This window comes from Acidocella sp. C78 (assembly GCF_907164655.1).
The window spans coordinates 1-20,364 of sequence record NZ_CAJQZK010000007.1 but is presented as its reverse complement, the minus strand read 5'-3'; the positions used below and the strand labels follow the sequence as shown (position 1 = coordinate 20,364).

18 protein-coding genes and 2 pseudogenes are annotated in these 20,364 nt (G+C 66.6%); 8 read left to right on the top strand and 12 right to left on the bottom strand.

Annotation, left to right across the window (positions count from 1 at the left end; all coding sequences use genetic code 11):
* Positions 1-106: 106 nt before the first annotated feature.
* The 3 genes from ACIDOCELLA78_RS000000102485 to ACIDOCELLA78_RS000000102475 are packed head-to-tail and all read left to right on the top strand — an operon-like array spanning position 107 to position 3,357.
* Positions 107-652, top strand: a complete 546-nt coding sequence (locus tag ACIDOCELLA78_RS000000102485) for a MarR family winged helix-turn-helix transcriptional regulator (RefSeq protein ID WP_201728240.1) — start codon at positions 107-109, stop codon at positions 650-652.
* A complete protein-coding gene (locus tag ACIDOCELLA78_RS000000102480; protein WP_201728239.1) occupies positions 652-1,755 on the top strand; it encodes an HlyD family secretion protein in 1,104 nt (367 codons plus the stop codon). Before ACIDOCELLA78_RS000000102485 ends, ACIDOCELLA78_RS000000102480 begins: the two co-directional genes overlap by 1 nt.
* Before the next feature lie 27 nt (positions 1,756-1,782).
* On the top strand, positions 1,783-3,357 hold the full coding sequence (locus ACIDOCELLA78_RS000000102475) for a DHA2 family efflux MFS transporter permease subunit (RefSeq protein ID WP_201728238.1): 1,575 nt from the start codon (positions 1,783-1,785) through the stop codon (positions 3,355-3,357).
* A gap of 86 nt (positions 3,358-3,443) precedes the next feature.
* Here ACIDOCELLA78_RS000000102475 and istB read toward each other — a convergent pair whose 3' ends face one another.
* The 3 genes from istB to ACIDOCELLA78_RS000000102460 form a co-directional block, all read right to left on the bottom strand.
* Entirely contained in the window at positions 3,444-4,238 is a 795-nt protein-coding gene (gene istB / locus ACIDOCELLA78_RS000000102470) for an IS21-like element helper ATPase IstB (protein WP_013641220.1), read from the bottom strand.
* Complete coding sequence (gene istA, locus ACIDOCELLA78_RS000000102465) at positions 4,228-5,757, bottom strand: IS21 family transposase (RefSeq protein ID WP_201727588.1); 1,530 nt, start codon at positions 5,755-5,757, stop codon at positions 4,228-4,230. Before istA ends, istB begins: the two co-directional genes overlap by 11 nt.
* Positions 5,758-5,847: 90 nt before the next feature.
* Entirely contained in the window at positions 5,848-7,476 is a 1,629-nt protein-coding gene (locus ACIDOCELLA78_RS000000102460; protein WP_249675459.1) for a peptidase domain-containing ABC transporter, read from the bottom strand.
* Between the two features lie 253 nt (positions 7,477-7,729).
* Here ACIDOCELLA78_RS000000102460 and ACIDOCELLA78_RS000000102455 point away from each other — a divergent pair, with 253 nt between their 5' ends.
* The gene (locus tag ACIDOCELLA78_RS000000102455) at positions 7,730-8,233 is read left to right on the top strand and encodes a GNAT family N-acetyltransferase (protein ID WP_201728237.1); all 504 of its coding nucleotides are present in this window, start codon (positions 7,730-7,732) and stop codon (positions 8,231-8,233) included.
* A gap of 110 nt (positions 8,234-8,343) precedes the next feature.
* On the opposite strand, the gene motA is transcribed toward ACIDOCELLA78_RS000000102455, so the two are convergent.
* The 9 genes and pseudogenes from motA to dapA all read right to left on the bottom strand — a co-directional run bounded on the left by motA (position 8,344) and on the right by dapA (position 16,595).
* Positions 8,344-9,213 carry a flagellar motor stator protein MotA gene (motA, locus tag ACIDOCELLA78_RS000000102450; RefSeq protein WP_201728236.1) on the bottom strand — a complete coding sequence of 290 codons (870 nt, stop codon included), beginning with the start codon at positions 9,211-9,213 and terminating at the stop codon, positions 8,344-8,346.
* 39 nt (positions 9,214-9,252) lie between these two features.
* On the bottom strand, positions 9,253-10,335 hold the full coding sequence (locus ACIDOCELLA78_RS000000102445; RefSeq protein WP_201728235.1) for a flagellar motor protein MotB: 1,083 nt from the start codon (positions 10,333-10,335) through the stop codon (positions 9,253-9,255).
* Between the two features lie 67 nt (positions 10,336-10,402).
* Complete coding sequence (locus tag ACIDOCELLA78_RS000000102440; protein ID WP_201728234.1) at positions 10,403-11,386, bottom strand: threonine/serine dehydratase; 984 nt, start codon at positions 11,384-11,386, stop codon at positions 10,403-10,405.
* Positions 11,383-12,813, bottom strand: coding sequence for a glycosyltransferase family 39 protein (locus ACIDOCELLA78_RS000000102435; RefSeq protein WP_201728233.1), 1,431 nt, complete (start codon positions 12,811-12,813; stop codon positions 11,383-11,385). The genes ACIDOCELLA78_RS000000102440 and ACIDOCELLA78_RS000000102435 overlap by 4 nt, the downstream gene beginning before the upstream one ends.
* A pseudogene (locus ACIDOCELLA78_RS000000102430) lies at positions 12,810-13,834 on the bottom strand (glycosyltransferase). Before ACIDOCELLA78_RS000000102430 ends, ACIDOCELLA78_RS000000102435 begins: the two are co-directional and overlap by 4 nt.
* Positions 13,835-13,916: 82 nt before the next feature.
* Positions 13,917-14,402 (bottom strand): peroxiredoxin, encoded by a 486-nt coding sequence (locus ACIDOCELLA78_RS000000102425; protein ID WP_201728232.1) that lies wholly within the window; start codon positions 14,400-14,402, stop codon positions 13,917-13,919.
* 76 nt (positions 14,403-14,478) lie between these two features.
* Positions 14,479-15,168 (bottom strand): sulfite oxidase-like oxidoreductase, encoded by a 690-nt coding sequence (locus ACIDOCELLA78_RS000000102420; protein WP_201728231.1) that lies wholly within the window; start codon positions 15,166-15,168, stop codon positions 14,479-14,481.
* A gap of 69 nt (positions 15,169-15,237) precedes the next feature.
* Positions 15,238-15,717 (bottom strand): SsrA-binding protein SmpB, encoded by a 480-nt coding sequence (smpB, locus tag ACIDOCELLA78_RS000000102415; RefSeq protein ID WP_201728230.1) that lies wholly within the window; start codon positions 15,715-15,717, stop codon positions 15,238-15,240.
* Entirely contained in the window at positions 15,717-16,595 is an 879-nt protein-coding gene (dapA, locus tag ACIDOCELLA78_RS000000102410; protein WP_201728229.1) for a 4-hydroxy-tetrahydrodipicolinate synthase, read from the bottom strand. The genes smpB and dapA overlap by 1 nt, the downstream gene beginning before the upstream one ends.
* A gap of 91 nt (positions 16,596-16,686) precedes the next feature.
* On the opposite strand from dapA, the gene ACIDOCELLA78_RS000000102405 reads away from it, so the two are divergent.
* From ACIDOCELLA78_RS000000102405 to ACIDOCELLA78_RS000000102390, 4 genes and pseudogenes are all read left to right on the top strand, one after another.
* Positions 16,687-18,723 (top strand): lytic transglycosylase domain-containing protein, encoded by a 2,037-nt coding sequence (locus tag ACIDOCELLA78_RS000000102405; protein ID WP_201728228.1) that lies wholly within the window; start codon positions 16,687-16,689, stop codon positions 18,721-18,723.
* Positions 18,705-19,187, top strand: coding sequence for a phosphatidylglycerophosphatase A (locus tag ACIDOCELLA78_RS000000102400; protein ID WP_201728227.1), 483 nt, complete (start codon positions 18,705-18,707; stop codon positions 19,185-19,187). The genes ACIDOCELLA78_RS000000102405 and ACIDOCELLA78_RS000000102400 overlap by 19 nt, the downstream gene beginning before the upstream one ends.
* Positions 19,184-19,656: pseudogene (locus ACIDOCELLA78_RS000000102395) on the top strand (CinA family protein). The gene ACIDOCELLA78_RS000000102400 and the pseudogene ACIDOCELLA78_RS000000102395 overlap by 4 nt, the downstream one beginning before the upstream one ends.
* Before the next feature lie 138 nt (positions 19,657-19,794).
* Entirely contained in the window at positions 19,795-20,268 is a 474-nt protein-coding gene (locus tag ACIDOCELLA78_RS000000102390) for a PAS domain-containing protein (protein WP_249675444.1), read from the top strand.
* The last annotated feature ends 96 nt before the right edge of the window (positions 20,269-20,364 follow it).

Genomic DNA, 20,364 nt, shown 5'->3' with positions numbered 1-20,364 from the left:
CCGGCGCGGGCGGCGCAAGGGCATGAAACGAGGACCGGCCCCTGCGAAAAACGCAGAACTGCGGCAGTAGCACTTACTCGTAACGCACCTTATTATCTCGGGGGCTATGTCCCAGTTACCCGCCGAACCCGACCTGCTGCTGCTGCTGCACGATGTGGCGCGGCTGCTGCGGCTTGAAACCGATCGCCGTGCGAGGCTGCACGGCATGAACCGCGCGCAATGGGCGATGCTGATCAAGCTCGCCCGGCATCCCGGCCTGTCGCAGAAGGATCTCGCCGAATTGCTCGAGGTCGAGCCGATGAGTGTGGCACGGCTGACCGACCGGCTGGCGGCGCGCAACCTGGTGGAGCGGCGGGCCGACCCGCGTGACCGGCGTATCTGGCGCCTGCACCTGACCGAGGCGGCGCAGCCGCTCCTCGCCGAGATCGAGACCCAGCGCGGCGCCGTCGCCGCACTGATCGGCAACGGGATCGCGCCCGAGACGATGGACACGCTGGTCACCGGATTGCTGCGGATCAAGGCGACCCTGCTCGGCGCGGGCCGCTGCGGGGCCGCGACACATGATGAGACCGGCGCGACAGATCACGGCACAATGGCCGGCGATGCGCCTCGCGACAATACCACGGCAGACGCCGAACAGGAGATGGTTTGATGTCCCATACGAGTACAGCCGCCGGCCCGGTGGCCCGCGAGGCCGAGACCCGCGAGGAAGCGACCCGGGGCCGTCGCTCGGGCCGGATGCTGCGGCCTTTGCTGATGATCGGCGGCGTGGCGGTGATCCTCGGCGCCATCCTTGTCTACTGGCTGGTGAGCGGTGGGACGGTGAGCGTGACGGACACCTATGTCCAGGCGGGCAAGGTGGCGCTGTCCACCGACGTGTCAGGCCTGGTGGAAACCATCGACGTTCACGACAATGAAAAGGTGAAGAAAGGCCAGGTGCTGTTCACCCTTGATCCCTCGCGCTTCGAGGTGGCGATCGCGCAGGCGAAGGCCAACCTCGCCGAAGTGAGCCAGCAGGTCGAGGCAACTCGGGCCGGCTATCGCGCCGAGATCGCCAAGATCCGTACCCAGCAATCGGTGGTCGACAACGACAGGCTGAACTTCAAGCGCTACGCGGCACTCGTGCATACTGGCGGCGTGACGCGCACCGCCTATGACGATGCGAAATACAAGCTCCAGGGCGACGAGGCGACGCTAGATGCGATGACCGCGCAGGCGGGTGTCGATCTCGCGAAACTCTCGGGCGACCCGAAGATCAAGGCGCAGGACACGCCGCAATACAAGGCGGCGAAGGCGGCGCTGGCCACCGCCGAGCTGAACTACCGCCATTCGATCGTGCGTGCGCCCTTCGCCGGAGTAGTAACCGAAACCGACAAGCTGCGGCCGGGCATGTTCCTGCCGGCCGGCACCGCTGCCTTCGCACTTGTCTCGAATACGGATATCTGGATCCGCTCTCAGCCGAAGGAAACCTCGCTGACCTGGGTGAAGCCGGGGGACAAGGTGAGCGTGCATGTCGACACCTATCCGGGCCGCACCTGGCAGGGCGTTGTCGCCAGCATCGCGCCGGCCAGCGGGTCGAGCTTCTCGATCCTGCCAGCGGAGAATTCCTCAGGCAACTGGGTGAAGGTCGTGCAGCGCATTCCGCTGCGGGTGAACATCATCGGCGGGCCGAAAAATCTCGTGCTGCGCAACGGCATGACCGCCGAGATCACGATCCATACGGGCCATCAGAACCGGCTTTCGGACCTGTTCTGAGCCGGATTGACGCGGGGGCGCTGAACCATGGCCGGGCCGGCTTCGCACGAGGAGGAAATGCAGCTCAGCGGGCTGCCGCGCGCGATCGTGACGGTCGGCTGCATGATCGGCACGCTGATGCAGGCGCTGGACGCGACCATCGCCAACGTCTCGCTGCCCTACATGCAGGGCTCGCTCTCGGCCTCGTATGACGAGATCACCTGGGTTCTGACCTCCTACGTGATCGCCGCGGCGATCATGACCGCGCCGGTTGGCTGGCTTGCCGCTCAGTATGGGCGGAAGAACATCTTCCTGTTCTCGCTGGTGGGCTTCACCGTCAGCTCGATGATGTGCGGCGTCGCCACCTCGCTCGGCGAGATGGTGATGGACCGGCTGCTGCAAGGCGTGTTCGGCGCGGCGCTGGTGCCGTTGAGCCAGTCCACCATGCTGGACATCTACCCGGTCGAGAAGCGTGGCTCGGCAATGGCGATCTGGGGTGTTGGCGTGATGATCGGCCCCATCCTCGGGCCGACGCTGGGCGGCTATCTCACCTATTTCTACGACTGGCGCTACGTGTTCTTCGTCAACGTGCCGTTTGGCGTCGCTGCCCTGCTGGCGCTCGGCGCCTTCATGCCGAAGCGGGCGAAGCGGCCGGCAAGCGGGCATTTCGACTGGATCGGCTTTGCCGTGCTGTCGCTCTTTCTCGGGTCGTTGCAGATCATGCTTGATCGCGGGCAGGAGAAGGACTGGTTCGGTTCACCCGAAATCGTCACCTTCGCGGTGCTGGCCGTCATCGGGCTCTATCTGTTCATCGTCCACATGATGACCGCGAAGGCGCCTTTCATCCCGCGCGGCGTGTTCGCCGACCGAAATCTGAATGCCGGGCTGATCACCATGTTCGCGGTCGGCTCGGTGCTGCTCTCCTCGGCGACGCTGATGCCGCCCTTCCTGGAAAAGCTCGGCAACTATCCGGTGGAGACGGCGGGCCTCGTGATGGCGCCACGCGGCATCGGCACGATGGGCGCGATGATGCTGGCGGGGCGGCTGTCGAACCGGATCGACCCGCGCGCGCTGATGGCGGCGGGCTTCGCGCTGCTCGTCGTCTCGTTCTGGATGATGCAGCAATGGTTGCCCTCCTCGCCGCAGGACTACATGGTCGAAACGCTGATCGTGCAGGGGATGGGGCTTGGGTTCGTGTTCACGCCGCTGCAGGTCGTCGCCTTCTACACGCTGCCGCAGGCGCTACGCACACAGGGAACCTCGCTGCTCAGCCTGATGCGAAATATCGGCATGGCGGTGGGCATTTCCGTCACCGAGGCGGTGCAGGTGCAGATGGCGCAGGTGAACCACGCGACTCTGGCCGACCACGTGACGCCATTCAGCCGCAACCTTCAGGTGGGCGGCGCTGTATCGCACATGCTCGATCCACTCACGCATGCCGGCGCCGCGCTGCTGAACGCAACCCTCGACCAGCAGGCCCAGATCATCTCCTTCATCGATTCGTTCAAGTTCATGATGATCGTGAGCATCCCGACCATGTTCTGCCTGTTGCTGATGCGCCGGCCGCCACGCACCGCCATGGCCGCGAAGACGGAGAAGCCGGAAATGGCGGTCATGGAGTGATTTTTCACCTTCCTGTTGATTTCCGCTGAGATCTGACCCGGGAATTCCATCGAGATTTGACCCGCCCATAGTTTATGATTTGAGTTTCATGATGGGGTCAAGGCTGGATTTTTCTCCTTTCGTTTTTGGGATTTCTGCACGGAGCTATTTTTGAACCTGAAGCTGTCATTTCCGGTCTCGAGGATATGGCAGTGGTGGGTGAGGCGATCGAGGAGCGCGGTGGTCATCTTGGCGTCGCCGAAGACGGCGGACCATTCGCTGAAGCTCAGGTTGGTGGTGATGACGACGCTGGTGCGCTCGTAGAGCTTGCTGAGCAGATGGAACAGCAAAGCTCCGCCTGAGGCGCTGAAGGGCAGATAGCCAAGCTCATCGAGGATGACGAGGTCGGCATGGATCAGACGGCCGGCGATTTGCCCAGCCTTTCCCTGAGCTTTTTCCTGCTCCAGAGCATTGACCAGCTCGACGGTGGAGAAGAAGCGGACGCGCTTTTTGTGATGCTCGACGGCCTGCACGCCGAGCGCGGTGGCGATGTGGGTTTTGCCCGTGCCCGGGCCGCCGACGAGCACGACATTGTCGGCGGGTTCGATGAAGTCGCAACGATGCAACTGGCGGACCAGGGCCTCATTGACCTCGCTGCTGGCGAAGTCGAAGCCGGCCAGGTCGCGATAGGCCGGGAAGCGGGCGGCCTTGAACTGATAGGCCATGGAGCGGACCTCGCGCTCAGCGGTCTCGGCCTTGAGCAACTGGGAGAGTACCGGGATGGCGGCTTCGAAGGCCGGGGCACCCTGCTGGGCCAGTTCATCGACGGCCTGTGCCATGCCGTGCATTTTGAGGCTGCGCAGCATGATGACGAGCGCGCCGGTGGCGGGATCATGACGCATGGCGGGCCTCCTCAGATTGGCGCAAGCTATCGTAGCGCTCGACGTCAGCCTTGGGTTCATTGGCCAATGTCAGTGCCTGTGGCGCGGTGATGACCGGAGGCGGAGCCTGTTTGCCGTCGATCAGCCGGTGGAGCCGGTTGATGATATGCGTCTTGGACGGCACGCCGTCCTCCAGCGCCAGTTCCACCGCCACCAACACCGCCTGCTCGTCATGGTGCAGCACCAGGGCCAGGATCTCCACCATCTCCCGGTCACCGCCAGGACGGCGCAGGAGATGTTGCTGCAGCCGCTTGAAGGCATCGGGCAATTCCAGGAACGGCGCACCGTTGCGCAAGGCGCCCGGCTTGCGCTGGATCACCGCCAGATAATGCCGCCAGTCATACACAGTGCGCCCTGGGCCGTTGTGCGTCCGGTCGATGATGCGCGGATGCTCGCAGATGATTTGCCCCTCCGCCGCCACCACCAGCCTGTCGGGATAGACCCGCAGGCTGACCGGCCGGTTGGCAAAAGAGGCCGGCACGCTGTAGCGGTTACGCTCCAAGTGGATCAGGCAGGTCGAGGAGACCCGCTTGGTGTGTTCCACGAACCCATCGAACGGACGGCCCACAGGCATGAGGCTCTCAACCTCGCTGGCCCAGACATCGGCAATGGTTCCCGGCTCGTTGCCATGCGCGGTCTGCTCCCACAGCTCCCGGCAGCGCCGCTCCAGCCAGTCGTTCAGGGCGTCCAAGCTTTCGAACGGAGGCATGGACTGCCACAGGCGGTGGCGTGCATCCTGGACGTTCTTCTCAACCTGCCCCTTCTCCCAACCGGCGGCCCGATTACAGAACTCGGCCTCGAAGAGATAATGGCTGGTCATCGCCAGGAAGCGGGCGTTGACGCTGCGCTCCTTGCCACGGCCGACCTTGTCAACGGCGGTGCGCATGTTGTCGTAAATCCCGCGCCGCGGTACGCCGCCGAGAGCTTGGAAGGCGTGGTTATGCGCGTCGAACAACATCTCATGTGTCTGCAGCAGATAGGCCCGAACAATGAACGCCCGGCTATGCGACAGTTTGGTGTGCGCCACCTGCAACTTGACGCGGACGCCACCGATGATCGCAAAATCTTCGCTCCAGTCAAACTGGAACGCCTCGCCAGGCGCAAAGGCCAAGGGCACGAAGGTTCCCCGGCCGGCGGTCTGCTGCAGCCGTTGGCACTCCCCCTTCCAAGCCCGGGCAAAGGCCGCCACACGATTGTAGGAACCGTCATAGCCCAGGCTGACGAGATCACCGTATAGCTGCTTGACCGTCCGCCGCTGCTTGCGCGGCCGGCCAGCTTCACGGCGCAGCCACGCCAAAAGCTTCTCGGCATAAGGATCAAGCTTGCTCGGCCGGTCCGGAACCTGAAACTTCGGCTCAATCACATCAGACCGAAGATATTTGCGGATCGTGTTCCGCGACACGCCTGTGCGCCGGGAAATCTCTCGGATCGGCACATGCTCACGCTTATGCCACCGGCGGATAATGCTCAAAAACGCCATGTCCAACACTCCGTTCGCCCCCGCCTCTTCCAGACGGGGAAACAGTCAAACATGGGTCAAATCTCAGTGGAAAAATCCGGCCTTCCCGGGTCAGATCTCAGCGGAAATCAACATCCCCTGGAGCAGACGGGTGATCGTGGATTTGCCCGATCCGGAACGGCCGACAATGCCGAGCATGGTCCCCTCGGGCACCGCGAAACTGACCTTGTTCAGCGCCGGTGTCTTTGCGCCCTCATACGTGAAGGTCACATCCTCGAATTCGATGGCGCCATGAAAAGCCGGGCGCAGGCCGGTGTTCATGGCGCGCCGTTCGGTCGGCCGGTTAAGCACTTCGCCGACAATGGCAAAGGCCGCGCGAGCCTCCTGCGCGTCCTGCACAAGACGGGCGAAAGAGACCAGCGGGCCGGCAACACGCCCGCCGAGGAGCATGAACCCGACCAGCGATCCGGCGGCGAGCGGATTCTGCGCGGTAAGCGCGACATAGCCGCCCAGCAGCAGAACGCCGATCGAGGCATAGCGGTCGAAGGGGAGCGAGAGCACCTGCGGCCAGGCCGAGAGCTGGCCCATTTCGAGGTTAAGCCGACTTGTCAACGCGACACGGCCATCCCAGTCATCAGCGCGAACCTTTTCAAGCGCCAGCGATTTCACCGTCCGCACGCCGTAAAGACTCTCGACGAGAACCGCGCCCTTCGCGCTCTCTGCCTCGATGATGCGCCCGGTCAGACGGGCGATCGCCGGGAGAAAGGCAGTGATGATGATGGCGATGATCGCCGAAGCGATCAAAATGGTCCAGGCCAGGAAGGCATTGAGGTAGAACAGGATCGGCAGAACCAGCGCGATCATGAAGATGTTGATGAAGGTCGTCAGCAGGCGACCGGTGATGAAGTCGCGCACACGATAGATCTGGGAAACCTTGTAGGCGATCTGCCCCGCCTGGTTGCGTTCGAAGAATTCGATCGGAATCGTCATCAACCGATCGAAGATCATCAGATTCAGCCGGGCATCGATCCTGGTGGAAAGCGTGACCAGCATCATCTGCCGACCCCAGGTGAGCAGCGCCTCCCAGAGAATGCTGATACCGAAGATGATCGACATCAGCGCCAGCGTATTCATCGCGTGGTATTCGATCACGCTGTTGAGCACGACCATGACGAGCAGCGCCGGAATGATCTGCAGGATGGTCAGGGTGACGGAACTCACCGCGATGTCGCGCAGGAGGCGCTTCTCACGCCAGACCATCCGGAACAGCAGGGTGAAGTTGAAGATCGGATCGGCGTCTTCTTCGGCGCGCTCGCCGCGGATCAGCAGAACCGTGCCATCCCAGAGCTGGGCGAGTTGCAGCTCGTCAATCGGCACCGAAGCCGTTCCCTGCGGGGCGCGGGGATCGCGCAGGAAGACGACGGCGCGCTCACGGTCGCAGGCCATCATCAGCGCCGCGCCGCCATCCTTCATCAGGAGAATTACGGGAGCGGTCGTGTCAGTCTTGAGGAGCTGGCGGAAACCGACACGGATGGCGCGTGCCCAGAGCCCGGCCTCGCGCGCCCACTCGACAAGGGCGGGCGAGCCCGGCACTGCCGCAGGATCCGTGTCCTTGCGTAGCAGCTCAGGGTCGAGATCGACCCCGTGAAACCGCGCCGCCGCCCTGACCGCGAGGACGCGGACATGAGGTACCACGCCGCTCTGCGGCGCAGGGTCGATCGGCTCGCTGGTATCGTGCATCAGACAAATTCTTTCCCCGTTGCGATGGATTTTTCGCCCGGGGCGCATCTGCCGGTCTGCAGCGCCGAAATGAGGCACCGCGGGGTGCAAAAAACGCACCCGGTTACGAAATAAAATATCCAATCAAACATCTATCCATAACCTAACACTAAATCAGACCATTTGCCATAGATCGTGCTCACTGGCGTGCGGGTCTTGCGTTTCCGAACCGGCGGTGCTGCATCAGAGTCCGACCTGCAAAGGAGTTGCGTCGATGGATATCCGCCCCGCCACCCCGGAAGATCTGCCCGCCTGCCAGGCGATCTACGCCCATCATGTGCTGGAGGGCACCGGCACGTTCGACGAGGTGCCACCCTCGCTCGAGGCGGTTGCGGCGCGACATCGCGAGATCACCGGCAGGGGACGAAGCTGGGTGGTCGCGGCGGATGCGACGGGCATTCTCGGATATGCCTATTTCGACCAGTATCGCGACCGCTCGGCCTATCGGTTCACGGCTGAGGACAGCGTCTATGTGCGGGAGGACGTCAGGGGCCAGGGCGTGGGCAAGGCGCTTGTGGCACGGCTGCTCGATGAAGCGCGCGAAGCAGGATTCCGGCAGATGCTTGCAGTCATCGGAGATTCGGACAATGTCGGCTCGATCGGCGTGCATGCGAGCCTCGGGTTCCAGCGCGTCGGCACGCTCCGCGACGTGGGGTTCAAGTTCGGCCGCTGGATCGACGTCGTCCTGATGCAACGGCATCTCGCCGGACCAGGCTAAAGCGTCATCGGCGCCTCTGGGATCATCCGACCGGATCGGGACACTGTAATCCTCGATATCACAGACCGACATATTCGATCCGGGAGGATCGGAACATGTCATGGGCATGATCAGGTTGCGATCTTGAGGGATTCGATCGACTCCTCAAGCTCGCTGAATGTCGGCATCAGGGGGTTCGGCACCATCTTGCGGCCGACCTCCACACTGACCTGCGGCGCGTTGCCGTGCAAATGGGCAACCAGAACCGCGCGGATCACTTCCAGATAGCGGGATTCCTCCTCGACCACGCCGCGTAGCCGCGTGGACAGCGGCCCCACCACGCCATAGGCCAGCAACACGCCGAGAAACGTGCCCGTGAGGGCCTCGCCGATCATCTCCCCGAGCACCGCGGGCGGCTTGCTAATGTCGGCCATGGTCTTGATCACGCCAAGCACGGCCGCGACGATGCCGAGCGCAGGCAGACCATCCGCCATGGTCTGCAACGAATGCGCGCCGTGCAGTTCCTCGGCAAGGGTCTTGCGCAATTCCCGCGCCATCACGTCCTCGATCTGGTGCGGATCGTCGGCGTTCATGCCAACCATCCGCAGATAGTCGCAGATGATGCCGGTGGCCTCGTGATTTTTCAGGATCGTCGGGAAATGCTTGAAGACCGGACTTTCATCCGGCCGCTCGATATGCGGCTCCAGCGCCATTGCGCCGCGTGTCGCCGCGAGGCGGACGAGGTAGAACAGCAGGCACAGCAGATCGATATAATCGGTCTTCTTGAAGGCGCTGCCGCGCAGAACCTTCTTGAAGCCGCCCATCGTGTGCTTGATGTCGTGCATCGAGTTGCCGGCCACAAACGTGCCAATCGCAGCGCCGCCGATCGTGATGAGTTCGAAAGGCATCGACTTGAGCAGCGGGATGATGGCCCCCCCAGTAACGATGAAGACCCCGAATACACAGACGAGCAGGAATGCAACGCCTCCCAGAGTGAGCATAAATCACCGATATTCCAGAATATTGCTTCTCCGGTCGGGTCATGGCGCCGCAGCGCCAGCTGTTTTGACCCCTTTAGGCAGTGCCGGTCGCACCACCAGTATCCCCACCCGCCGATTGGCCGCCGCCAGAGGGTTGGATGGGATGAGCAACTTGTGGTCGGCATAGCCGCTCACGCGCGCGATCAGTCGCTTCGGAAAGCCGGCCTTGACAAGAACCTGGCGCGTCGCGTTCGCGCGCTCGACAGAAAGATCCCAATTGTCCTTGGGGCCAGCGACGTAAGGTCTCGCGTCGGTGTAGCCGGCGATGCGGATGTGATCGCCGAGGCCGCTCAGGATTGGCGCTATCTTGGTGAGCAGCCGCAGCGTCATGGGATTGGGCTGGGACGACCCCAACGCGAACATCGGCCGCTTGTGCGCGTCCATGATCTGGATGCGCAGGCCTTCCGGCGTGACCGTCACGCTCACCTGTTTGGACAGCGAGGCGAGGTTCGGATCCTGCGCCACCATATCCTTGATCTCGGTGCCGGCGATCTTCAGTTGGGCGATCCCGAGATTGCCGGGCGCAACCCCACCGAAGGCGCCCTGGATGGCTGACCCGGCAGAGCCGGCTGGCTGCGGCTTCTGCAAGACAGGTGCCGGGCGCGGCGTGGATGACGATTGCGAACTGTCGGCACGGGGCTGATGGCCAGAACCCGGCGAGGTATTCACCATGTCCTTGCCGGTCGGATGGTCGGGACGGACCTGACGCCCCTGCGGCGTGTGCGGCACCTGATAGGAGACGGGGTTGTGCCCGACAGTGACACGGACCGCACCGAGATCGGACGCGAGCGAGCCTTTGTCGAATGGAGTCTTGCCACCGAAGGGCTTGCCCTCGCCGGAAGCGCCGCGATTGAGCACGTTGGCCTGGCTGAAATAGTCGGCAAGGCCGATGCGCTGCGCCTTTGTCGTGGCGCTGATCAGCCACATCAGCAGAAAGAATGCCATCATCGCCGTCACGAAGTCGGCATACGCGATCTTCCAGGACCCGCCATGATGGCCGGCCTCGATGATCTCTTCGCGACGGATGATCAGGTTGACCGCCTGATCGCCGCCCTTGCCGCCCTTTTTCTTGCGCTGCGCCATGAACTCCGTGCTGCCTTTCGGAGCCGGAGTATCAGGGGTAGGTGTTAAAAAAGCCTAAATCAGGCCATCAGGAGGTCACAGCAAGGACGCGGGTCAGAATTTCCGGATCGGCGTTCCCCCCCGACAGGACAACGCCGACGGACAAACCGTCAAGCGGCAGCGCCTCGGCCAGCACCGCCGCCAGCGCCACGGCGCCCCCGGGTTCGACCACGAGCTTGAGATGCCGCAGCGCGAAGCCCATCGCGGCAAGCACCTCCACCTCGCCAACCGCGACGGCGCCGGCGAGGCGGGGCGCGTTCAGCGCGAAGGTGAGTTCGCCGGGCGTCATCGCCATCAGCGCGTCGCACAGCGCGGAGCCCGCACCGTCATTGGCGAGGCGGGCGCCGGCCGCCAGCGAACGGCCGGTATCGTCCCACCCCTCGGGCTCGACGGCGATCAGCCGGGTCTCCGGCGAGGCGTGTTCGAGGGCAAGGGCGCAGCCGGCGGTGAGGCCGCCGCCGCCGGTGCAGACGAAGACAATATCGAGTTCGGCGCCCGCCGCCCGCGCGTCATCCACCAGTTCGAGGGCAAGGGTGCCCTGCCCGGCAATCACGTCGGGATGGTCGAAAGGCGGGATAAGGACGGCGCCGGTGCGCGCGGCAATTGCGGCGGAGATTGCGACGCGGTCTTCGGTACGGCGGTCGTACTGGACGATTTCGGCGCCCCAGGCGGCGGTCGACTCGCGCTTGATGGCAGGCGCGTCGCGCGGCATCACGATCGTGGCCGGAATTCCGAGAGCCGCCGCAGCGCAGGCCACCGCCTGACCATGATTGCCCGAGGAATAGGCGACGACGCCCGCTTCACGCGCCGCAGGGTCGAGTCTCAGGATCGCGTTGGTCGCGCCGCGCAACTTGAAGCTGCCCGTGCGCTGCAAGGGCTCGGCCTTGATGAAGACCTCGGCGCCGGTCCGCTCGTCGAGCGCGGGAGAGCGCAGCGTCGGGGTGCGGACGATGTGCGGGGCGATCAGGGCGCGGGCGGCGAGAACATCCTCGGCGGTGGGCAGGCGGGTCATTGCTTGGGCCTCATGAGTGCGGCGGGGGCGGCGGCGAGCCGGGCGGCGGACAGGACGTAGGATTCGATCGCGACGCCGGCGCGCCGGCGGGCGGCATGGCCGGCAGGGGCGGCGGCGGCGACCTCGCTTGCGGCGAAACCGGCGAGCCAGGACGGTTCGACCAGCAGGACCGGCGTGCCGGGCGCGGCTGGCGGGGCGGCGAAGAAGCACCAGCGCGGGCCGAGTCCGACCACGGCGAAGCGGGGCGGCAGATCATGTGCCAGTTCGGACAGGGTGCTGTAGTCGGTGCTGGCGATCACGGTGAGATGGCGCGACGCGGCGGCGCGGGCGACATTGCGCGCCAGCGCCTTCCAGCCAGCGAGGCGGATTGCGGTCGGATCGCGATGCGGAGGCAGCGGGAACAGGGCGACGGCGGCCTGGAGCCAGACAATCGCGGCCAGCAGGAAGCCGAGTGCTGCGGCGGCCCGCAGCCAGACGTGGGCGATTCGCGGGGCGATGGCGCCGGCCGCGAGGGCGGCGCCGGGATAGAGAATGGCGGGCCAGTTCGCCTGCACCGGGCCGGAGAGCGTGTGCTCGACGAAGACGGCGGCGGGCACCAGCACCGCAAGCAGGACAAGGCGGGCTGGGGCGGAACGGTCGCGCCGCAGCGACCAGACGCCCCAGACCATCAGGCCGAGGACGATCGGGGTGGCGAGGCCCACCTGCCCGCCAACCAGCCCGAGCAGGTGACCCGGCAGGCCGACAAGGTCGAGATGCGCGGAGCGGCCGCCCTGCTTGGCGAAGCTCGCCCAGCCATGCGCCGCGTTCCACCTCACGACCGGCAGCATCGCCAGCAGGCCGAGCAGCAGGCCGAGCCAGGGCAGAGGCCGGCGCAGCCCCGCCCTGCCCTCGCGCGTGACCAGCATGAACAGGCCGATCGCGACGAACAGCAGGGCGGCGGTGTATTTGGCCTCGAAGCCGAGCCCCGCGGCGAGGCCGGCCACGAGGACCCAGCGGTCGTCGCCGGTGGCGAACCAACGCGCCATCGCCCAGAGCGACGCCGTCCAGAACAGCAGGAGCGGCGTGTCGGGCGTGGTGATGATGGCGCCGGCGTTCAGCACCAGGGTGGCGTTGAGCAGTAGTGCTGCGGTGAGGCCGGCGCGGCGGTTGGGAAAGAGGTCCTCGCCGGCGCGCCAGAGCAGCAGCGTGCCGATCGCGGCGGAGAGCGGCGAGAGCAGGCGGATGCCGAGCGCGCCGTCACCCGCGAGGGCGGTGCCGGCGCGGATCCAGAGCGCGACCAGCGGGGCGTCGTCGTAATAGCCGGTGGCGAGGTGCTTCGACCACAGCCAGTAATAGGTCTCGTCCGGCGCAAGCGGAATGAGGGCGGCGAGGACGAGGCGCAGGAGGGTGAGGCCGGCCAGAGCCACCAGCCAGGCCCGGCGGCTCATCGCACCCGCCAGACCAGGGTGGCGGAGACCGCGTAGTTCCAGACGACGCCAACCGCCGAGCCCGCGGCGCTGGCAGCAAGACCGTTGGCATCGGCGCCATGATAGAGCGCGCCGGCAATGCCGATATTGGCGATGGCGCCGAGGCCGCAGACCAGCATGAACAGCACAAGCCCCTGCCAGTAGCGCGCGCCGCGCAGCTTCATCGTGCGGTAGGTCAGGCGGTTGTTCAGTTCGAAATTGGCGATCATGGCGACGACGGTGCCAAGCGTCTGCGCCGCGCCGAAATCGAGCCCGGCGGCGCGGCTCGCCTGCATCGCCGCAAGGTTCACGACAATGCCGCACAGCCCCACCAGGGCGAAGGCGATGAAACGCAGCGGCACCATGCCGCCCAGCGCGCGGTCGACGAACTGGCCGGCGAACTGGACCATCACCAGAATATCGAGCTTGCTCTCGCCGGCGGCGCGGGGCGGAAGCGGTAGGGCAGTTCGGCGACCTTTAGCGGCGCCGGCGCAGAAAGCAGCAGGTCGAGCAGGATCTTGAAGCCCTGCCCGTTCAGCCGGTGCGCCAGATCCTCGAACAGCGACTGGCGGAGGAGGAAGAAGCCGCTCATCGGGTCGGAAATCCTCACACCAGCGAGTTTCTGGGCGAGGCCGATGCCGGCGGCGGAGAGGCGCTGGCGCAGCGGCGAGGCGAGACCGGCGGCGTCGCCGTCGCCGACATGGCGGCTGCCCACCGCGATGTCCGCCCCCGCGCGCACCGCCTCGAGCATCGCGGGGAGGATGGTTTCGTCATGCTGGAGGTCGCCGTCGATCACCGCGACAAAGGGGGCGGAACTGGACAGCACCCCCTCGATGACCGCCGAGGACAGGCCGCGCCGGCCGATCCGGCGGAGGCAGCGCACGCGGCAATCGCTCCGGGCGAGAGCGCGGGCGGCGTCGGCCGTGCCGTCAGGGCTGTCGTCATCGACGAAAATCACCTCCCAGTCGATGCCGGCAAGCGCGGCATCGAGGGCGGCGACCATGGGGGCGACGTTCGGCTCCTCGCGATAGCAGGGAACGACGACGCTCAGCGTCGGGCCGCAGTTTGCACTCACGCGGGCAGGCTCAGCCGCCGAGCGACTCCAGCACCGCCTCGGCCCGGCTGACGTCGAACCCGCCGGGCTGTTCGATGGCGAGATGCGTCACCACGCCATCCTGCGCCACGAGGGCATAGCGCTGGCTGCGCACGCCGAGGCCACGGGCGATGAGATCCAGTTCGAGGCCGATGGCGCGGGTGAAGGCGCCAGAGCCGTCGGCGACGAAGGTGATCTTGCCCGCGGCCTTCTGATCATCGGCCCAGGCGGACATCACGAACACGTCGTTCACCGCGATGCAGACGATTTCATCGACGCCCTTCGCCTTCAGCGCGTCGTGATGCTCGAGGAAGCCGGGCACGTGCTTCGCGCTGCAGGTGGGGGTGAAGGCGCCGGGAACGGCGAAGAGCACCACCGTCTTGCCGGCGAAGAGCTCGCCGGTGTCGATCTCCTGCGGCCCCTCGGCGCCGGGGGTCATCAGCTTCATGGCCGGGAGCCTGTCGCCCACCTTGATCATCGCGTTTCTCCTGATTTGGATACCCTGTTCGAGCCGACTGGTAGCCGAAGCCGGGGCCCGCGTGAAGGCGGGGGGATCAGGCGTAACGTTCCTCGGCCCAGGGATCGGCGTTGTTGTTGTAGCCGCGGGTTTCCCAGAAGCCCTTGCGGTCGGCCGTCGCGAAGGTGATGCGGCGGACCCATTTGGCGGATTTCCAGAGATAGTAGCGCGGCACCAGCACCCGCACCGGCCCGCCGTGCTGACGGGTCAGCGGCTGTCCCTCCCAGCTGTGCACCAGGCAGCAATCCTCGGCGGCGAACTGGTCGAGGCGAAGATTGGTCGTGTAGTCGTCATAGGACTCGAAAAGGACGTGGGTCGCGTCCGGGTGCGGCTGGACGAGGTCGAGAATGGTGCGGATCGACACGCCGCGCCAGTGGTTGTCGTAGCGCGACCAGGTGGTGACACAGTGCATGTCGGACACGCTGTCCTGCTGCGGCAGGGCCATGAACCTGTCCCAGTCGAGGGTGACGGGGCTGGCGACAGCGCCGTCGATCGCGAGGCGGAAGGCGGATTTCGGCACCTCCGGCTGGATGCCGAGATCGAGCACCGGCCAGTCGGTGACGAGGCGCTGGCCGGGGGGGAGGCGCTGCGCCGGCGGCGCGGTGGCGCCGGTCAGGCCCCGCCCCTCGCGCGACCAGTCCTGCTTGCGGCCGATCAGCTTGTCGCGGATCTGGCCGATCAGGCTGATATCCGGTCCGTCGTTTCCCTGCTTGTCCGCCTCGTCCATCGCCGTTCTCCTTTCGGGCCACACGATGATATGGGGTGAAAGGGGGCGCGGTCCAGCGCGCGGCGAGGGTCAGCGGTTCTTGAGGATGCGGGCCTTGTCGCGTTCCCAGTCGCGCTTGGCGATGGCCTGGCGCTTGTCGTGCTGCTTGCGGCCCTCGGCAATGCCGAGCGTGACCTTGGCGAGGCCGCGCGGGTTGAAATGCACATCGAGCGGAACGACGGTCGAGCCCTGCCGGGCGATGGCGCCGAGGAGCTGGTCGATCTGCTTGCGCTTGAGCAGCAGCTTGCGCGGGCCCTTGGTGTCGAAACGGGAGAGCACGCCGCCCTGATATTCGGGGATGTACATGTTGAAGAGATACATCTCGCCGTCACGCTCGCCGGCGAAGGCCTCGGAGAGGGTGGCGCGCCCCATGCGCAGCGACTTCACCTCGGCGCCGCGCAGCACGAGTCCGGCCTCGACCGTGTCCTTGATCGTGTAGTTGAACCGGGCCTTGCGGTTCTGCGCGGCGACCCCGTGGGAGATCAGCCCGGATTTCCGGGGTTCGGCCATCAGCCGAGCAGCCCGAGCCCGGTCATCGCGGCGCGCATCTGCGCCTTCGTCGCCTCGGCGAGCGGGGCGAGCGGCAGGCGGCAGACTTCCGAGCCGAAGCCGAGCAGAGAGGCGGCATATTTCGCCGGGGCGGGATTGCTCTCGGCGAACATCGCATCGTGCAGGGGCAGCAGGCGGGACTGGATCGCCATCGCGGTCTTCACATCGCCGGCGCGCCAGGCCCCCTGCATCTCGGCGCAGAGGCGCGGGGCGATGTTGGCGCTGACCGAAATGCAACCGACCCCGCCGGAGGCGAGAAAGGCGAGTGCGGTGTGATCCTCGCCCGAGAGCTGGCAGAACGACGCGCCGCAGGCGGCGGCGGTATGCAGCGGGCGGGTGAGGCTCGCGGTCGCGTCCTTCACCCCGACGATGTTGGGGTGCTGCGCGAGGCGCGCCATCGTCGCCACGCTCATGTCGATCACCGAGCGGGGCGGGATGTTGTAGATGATCAGCGGAATGCCGATCGCATCGGCGACCGCGGTGAAGTGGCGGAACAGCCCGTCCTGCGTCGGCTTGTTGTAATAGGGAGTGACGACGAGAACGCCGTCGGCGCCGACGGATTCGGCATGCTTCGCGAGGCCGATCGCCTCGCGCGTGGCGTTGGAGCCGGCGCCGGCGATCACCGGGACGCGTTTCTTCGCGACCTCGATCGTGATTTCCACCACGCGCTTGTGCTCGTCATGGCTGAGCGTGGGGGATTCACCCGTGGTGCCGACCGGGACGAGGCCGTCGGTGCCCTCGGCGATCTGCCATTCGATGAAACGTTCGAGTGCGGCCTCGTCGATGCGACCGTCTTCGTGCATCGGGGTGACCAGCGCGACCAGTGAGCCGTGAAACATTGTAATCTCCGTGAGTGGACGTAACCTATTCGCAGCATTCGGCGGCGACAAGGGATGGGAGCGCGGGATCAGTCCTGCTATTGATTCGTGCATGGTCCGGATGTTGCTGCTGCTGCTGACGTCCCTGCTCGCTCTCGGCGCCGCACCCGCGCCGCTGGGCGTGGTTGCCATCGCGGCACCGCTGCAACCCGTCCCTGCCCTCGCCCGGATCATGAACGACATCCGCGCCAATCGCTGGACCGAGGCGGAAACTCTGGCCGCCACCCAGCCGGACCGGCTGGTGGCGCGGCTGGCGACCTATTACCGGCTGCTCGACCCCGGCGCTGCGAACGAAACCGAGATCGCCGCGTTCATGGCGAAATATCCCGACTGGCCAGAACAGGGGATCCTGGCGCGACGGTGGAACGAGGCGCTGGCCGCCGACCCGGACGACGCCGCGGTGCGGCGCGAATGCCGCACCCGGCTGCCCGCAACCGCCGCCGCCAATGCGCGCTGCGCCGCCGCCCTCGACCCGGTGGCGCCGCGCGAGGCGGCGCGCTTCGCCCGGCGCGCCTGGATCGACGGGTTCGACAGTCCGGCCAGCGCGGCGACATTCGAGGCGAAATACGGCGCGCTGCTGACGCGGCAGACAAACTGGGCGCGGTTCTCGCGCCTCGCCATCGCCGGCAAACTGAGCGTGGCGACGATGCTGCTCGATCAGTTGCCGGCCGGCGAGGCCGCCACCGCGCGCGCCTTCATGGCACTCGCGCATGGCGGCAAGCAGGCGCAAGCGGCGGTGGCGGCGCTGACCATCGAGCAGCGGGCGACCCCGTTCCTGTTCTTCGCCGAACTCGCCGCAACTCCCGATCAGGCCGGACGACTCGCGCTGTGGCAGGCGCTGGGCGCGGATGCGGCGAAGCAGGCGACGGGGCTGGCGCGCGCGCTGCTCTGGCGGCGGCGGGAGAGTTTCGCGCGCGACCTGCTTGCCGCCGGCGATGCGAAGGACGCCTATGCGCTGGTCGCCACCGCCCGGCCGCCGGGCGAGGACGCGCGGGCCAGCCGCGATTTCCTCGCCGGATTCATCGCCCTGCGCATGCTGCAAGAACCGGCCGTGGCGCGGCCCTGGTTCGTGCGGCTGGGCGCGCTTTCCACCGCCGTGATCACCCGTGCCCGCGCCTTCTACTGGCTGGCGCAGACCGAGAGCGGCCAGGCGGCGCGGGCCGATTTGCTGCGCGCCGCCGCCTATCCGGACACGTTCTACGGCCAGTTGGCCGCGCTTCAGGCGGGCGAGACGCCGGCGCAGCTGGCGGTGCGAATCCGCACGCTTGGCCCCCCTGCGGTGACGACGGGGCAGGCCTCCGCCTTCGCCGCCCGCGAATTGCCGCAAGCCGCGGTGCTGCTGGACGAGATGGGCGCGCCGCGCCGGGCCCGCGCCTTCCTGCTGCGGATGGCCGAGCTTAGCCCCGGCCTCGTCGACAGATATCTCGACGCGCGGCTTGCCGACGGCATCGGCCAGGTGTCGGCTTCGGTCATGGTCGCGCGAATGGCCGGGACGGCGGGCGACATGCTGGTGCATATCGGCTGGCCGATCCCGCCGGGGCTGCTGCCGGCACCCGGCCAGCCGCGCCTTGAACCCGCCGCGGTGACCGTTCCGCCGCCCCCGCCGCCGCCGCCGCGCAGCGTGATCCTGTCGCTGATCCGCCAGGAAAGCAGTTTCGATCCGCGTGTGGTCAGCCCCTCCGGGGCCGAGGGGCTGATGCAGCTGATGCCGGGAACGGCAAGGCAGGTGGCGCAGCGCGCCGGCCTTGCCTTGCCGCCGCGGGCGTTGCTCGATGATCCGTCACGGAACATCGCGCTCGGCTCGGCCTATTTCGCCCATCTGCTCCAGCGTTTCGGCGATTGCCTCCCGCTGGCGATCGCGGCGTATAATGGTGGTCCCGGCAACGTCATGAAGTGGGTCGCCACCAATGGCGATCCGCGCATGCCGAAGGCGGAAGGCGGGGCCGACCTGGTGACGTGGATCGAAGAGATCCCGTTCGGGGAGACGCGCAACTATGTGGAACGGGTGACGGAGGGGATCGTGATCTATCGCGCGCTGGAGGGAAAACCGGCGACCGACCCGGTGGTGCGGTGGACCGCATCGCGGTGAGCGCCTCTGGCGTTCTGGGCCGAGCCGTGGCCTCGGGCCTTGGCGTCGGCTTCGTGCCGCGCGCGCCGGGCACCGCCGGCGCACTGCTCGGGCTGCTCGTCGGCTGCATACTTTACAATTACGGTATCGGCGCGCTCGTCGGCGGAATCCTGCTGTCCAGCGCTGCGGGGCTGATTGCGATCCCCGGAACCGGCATGGCGCGGCGCGATCCGGGCTGGATCGTGATCGACGAGGTGGCGGGGCAGATGATCGCCCTGCTCGGCCTGCCCTGGCTGACCGGCTCGGGCGTGCTGCTGGCCTTCCTGCTGTTCCGCATCTTCGACATCCGGAAGCCCTGGCCGATCAGCCTGGCAGATGCGCGGCACGACGCCTTCGGCATCATGGCGGACGACTGGATCGCCGGAGCCTTCGCCGCGATCGTGCTGGTGGTGTTACGCTTCATCTGGCCGGGAACGGGGCTGTGAACCCGAAAGCGGCGCTGGTGATCGGGCGGGCGCGGGACGCGGGATGCAGGATCACGACCGCGGAAAGCTGCACCGGCGGAATGATCGCCGCGGCGCTGACCGACATCGCCGGCGCTTCCGCCGTGTTCGGCCACGGCTTCGTCAGCTACGCGAACGATGCAAAAACGACGATGCTCGGCGTTCCCCCGCGTTGATCGCGCGGGATGGGGCCGTGAGCGAGGCGGTGGCGCGGGCAATGGCCGAGGGTGCCCTGGCACGCGCGGAAGCCGACCTCGCCGTGGCGGTCACCGGAATCGCCGGCCCGGAGGGTGGCTCGGCGGAGAAACCGGTCGGCACGGTCTGGTTCGGCCTGGCACGCAAGGGCGGCGCGACCCTGGCCGAACGGCGCGTCTTTGCCGGCAACCGGGGCGAGGTGCGGCGGGCGACTGTGGACCACGGGCTCGACCTGCTGGCCAGGGAACTGGGATGAGCCAGCCGGGTTAACTCTCAATTAATCAATTCATCGCATATTGATACGATCGCCTCGCATCGGGGCTGTGTATGTTTCATTATGGATGCGGCCTGGAGGCGGGCCGGATTCTCGACACCGTACGGAGACTGAAACGGGATGTCGACAGCCGACGCCGCGACAAACGGGTTGCGGCAGGACCGCGATCGCTATGCTCTGCTGGCATTCTGCTGGGGCGACCTGCTTCTGACGATCGACCGCGATCTCCGGATCGAAACCATGTCGGGCGCAAGCGAGGCGCTGACCGGCCGAAGCATAGCGGCCTGGACCGGACGGCCGATCGACGACCTGATCGACCGGGCAGATCGCGGCCGGATCACCGGCATGCTGGAGGCCCTGACGCCCACACGGCGAGCGATGGCGGGCACGGTGCGCCTTGCCGGGCAGCAGGGAACCGTTACTCGGGTCAGCATGGCGGCACATCGGCTCGAGGGCGGCAGTGACCGCATCTACGTCGCGATGCGCCGGCTGCCGGAGACGCGCCCGAGACTGCGCCGCCGCCGGATGCGGTCGAGGAGGCGCGGCACCTTTCCGGGCGCCTCGCGACGGCGGGAGCCGGCGGCGCGGAAATGACCCTGCTGGCGATTCCGCCCGTGGCGACGCGGCGATACCCACGGCAAGCCTCTCGGCGACACTCTGGACGACCTGCTCAAGGCCCACTCGCTCGGT

Bases quoted from the DNA above. Each gene is read 5' to 3' on its own strand.
- ACIDOCELLA78_RS000000102485 (WP_201728240.1), top strand. From the start codon at position 107: ATGTCCCAGTTACCCGCCGAACCCGACCTGCTGCTGCTGCTGCACGAT.
- ACIDOCELLA78_RS000000102480 (WP_201728239.1), top strand. From the start codon at position 652: ATGTCCCATACGAGTACAGCCGCCGGCCCGGTGGCCCGCGAGGCCGAG.
- ACIDOCELLA78_RS000000102475 (WP_201728238.1), top strand. From the start codon at position 1,783: ATGGCCGGGCCGGCTTCGCACGAGGAGGAAATGCAGCTCAGCGGGCTG.
- istB (WP_013641220.1), bottom strand. From the start codon at position 4,238: ATGCGTCATGATCCCGCCACCGGCGCGCTCGTCATCATGCTGCGCAGC.
- istA (WP_201727588.1), bottom strand. From the start codon at position 5,757: ATGGCGTTTTTGAGCATTATCCGCCGGTGGCATAAGCGTGAGCATGTG.
- ACIDOCELLA78_RS000000102460 (WP_249675459.1), bottom strand. From the start codon at position 7,476: ATGCACGATACCAGCGAGCCGATCGACCCTGCGCCGCAGAGCGGCGTG.
- ACIDOCELLA78_RS000000102455 (WP_201728237.1), top strand. From the start codon at position 7,730: ATGGATATCCGCCCCGCCACCCCGGAAGATCTGCCCGCCTGCCAGGCG.
- motA (WP_201728236.1), bottom strand. From the start codon at position 9,213: ATGCTCACTCTGGGAGGCGTTGCATTCCTGCTCGTCTGTGTATTCGGG.
- ACIDOCELLA78_RS000000102445 (WP_201728235.1), bottom strand. From the start codon at position 10,335: ATGGCGCAGCGCAAGAAAAAGGGCGGCAAGGGCGGCGATCAGGCGGTC.
- ACIDOCELLA78_RS000000102440 (WP_201728234.1), bottom strand. From the start codon at position 11,386: ATGACCCGCCTGCCCACCGCCGAGGATGTTCTCGCCGCCCGCGCCCTG.
- ACIDOCELLA78_RS000000102435 (WP_201728233.1), bottom strand. From the start codon at position 12,813: ATGAGCCGCCGGGCCTGGCTGGTGGCTCTGGCCGGCCTCACCCTCCTG.
- ACIDOCELLA78_RS000000102425 (WP_201728232.1), bottom strand. From the start codon at position 14,402: ATGATCAAGGTGGGCGACAGGCTCCCGGCCATGAAGCTGATGACCCCC.
- ACIDOCELLA78_RS000000102420 (WP_201728231.1), bottom strand. From the start codon at position 15,168: ATGGACGAGGCGGACAAGCAGGGAAACGACGGACCGGATATCAGCCTG.
- smpB (WP_201728230.1), bottom strand. From the start codon at position 15,717: ATGGCCGAACCCCGGAAATCCGGGCTGATCTCCCACGGGGTCGCCGCG.
- dapA (WP_201728229.1), bottom strand. From the start codon at position 16,595: ATGTTTCACGGCTCACTGGTCGCGCTGGTCACCCCGATGCACGAAGAC.
- ACIDOCELLA78_RS000000102405 (WP_201728228.1), top strand. From the start codon at position 16,687: ATGGTCCGGATGTTGCTGCTGCTGCTGACGTCCCTGCTCGCTCTCGGC.
- ACIDOCELLA78_RS000000102390 (WP_249675444.1), top strand. From the start codon at position 19,795: ATGTCGACAGCCGACGCCGCGACAAACGGGTTGCGGCAGGACCGCGAT.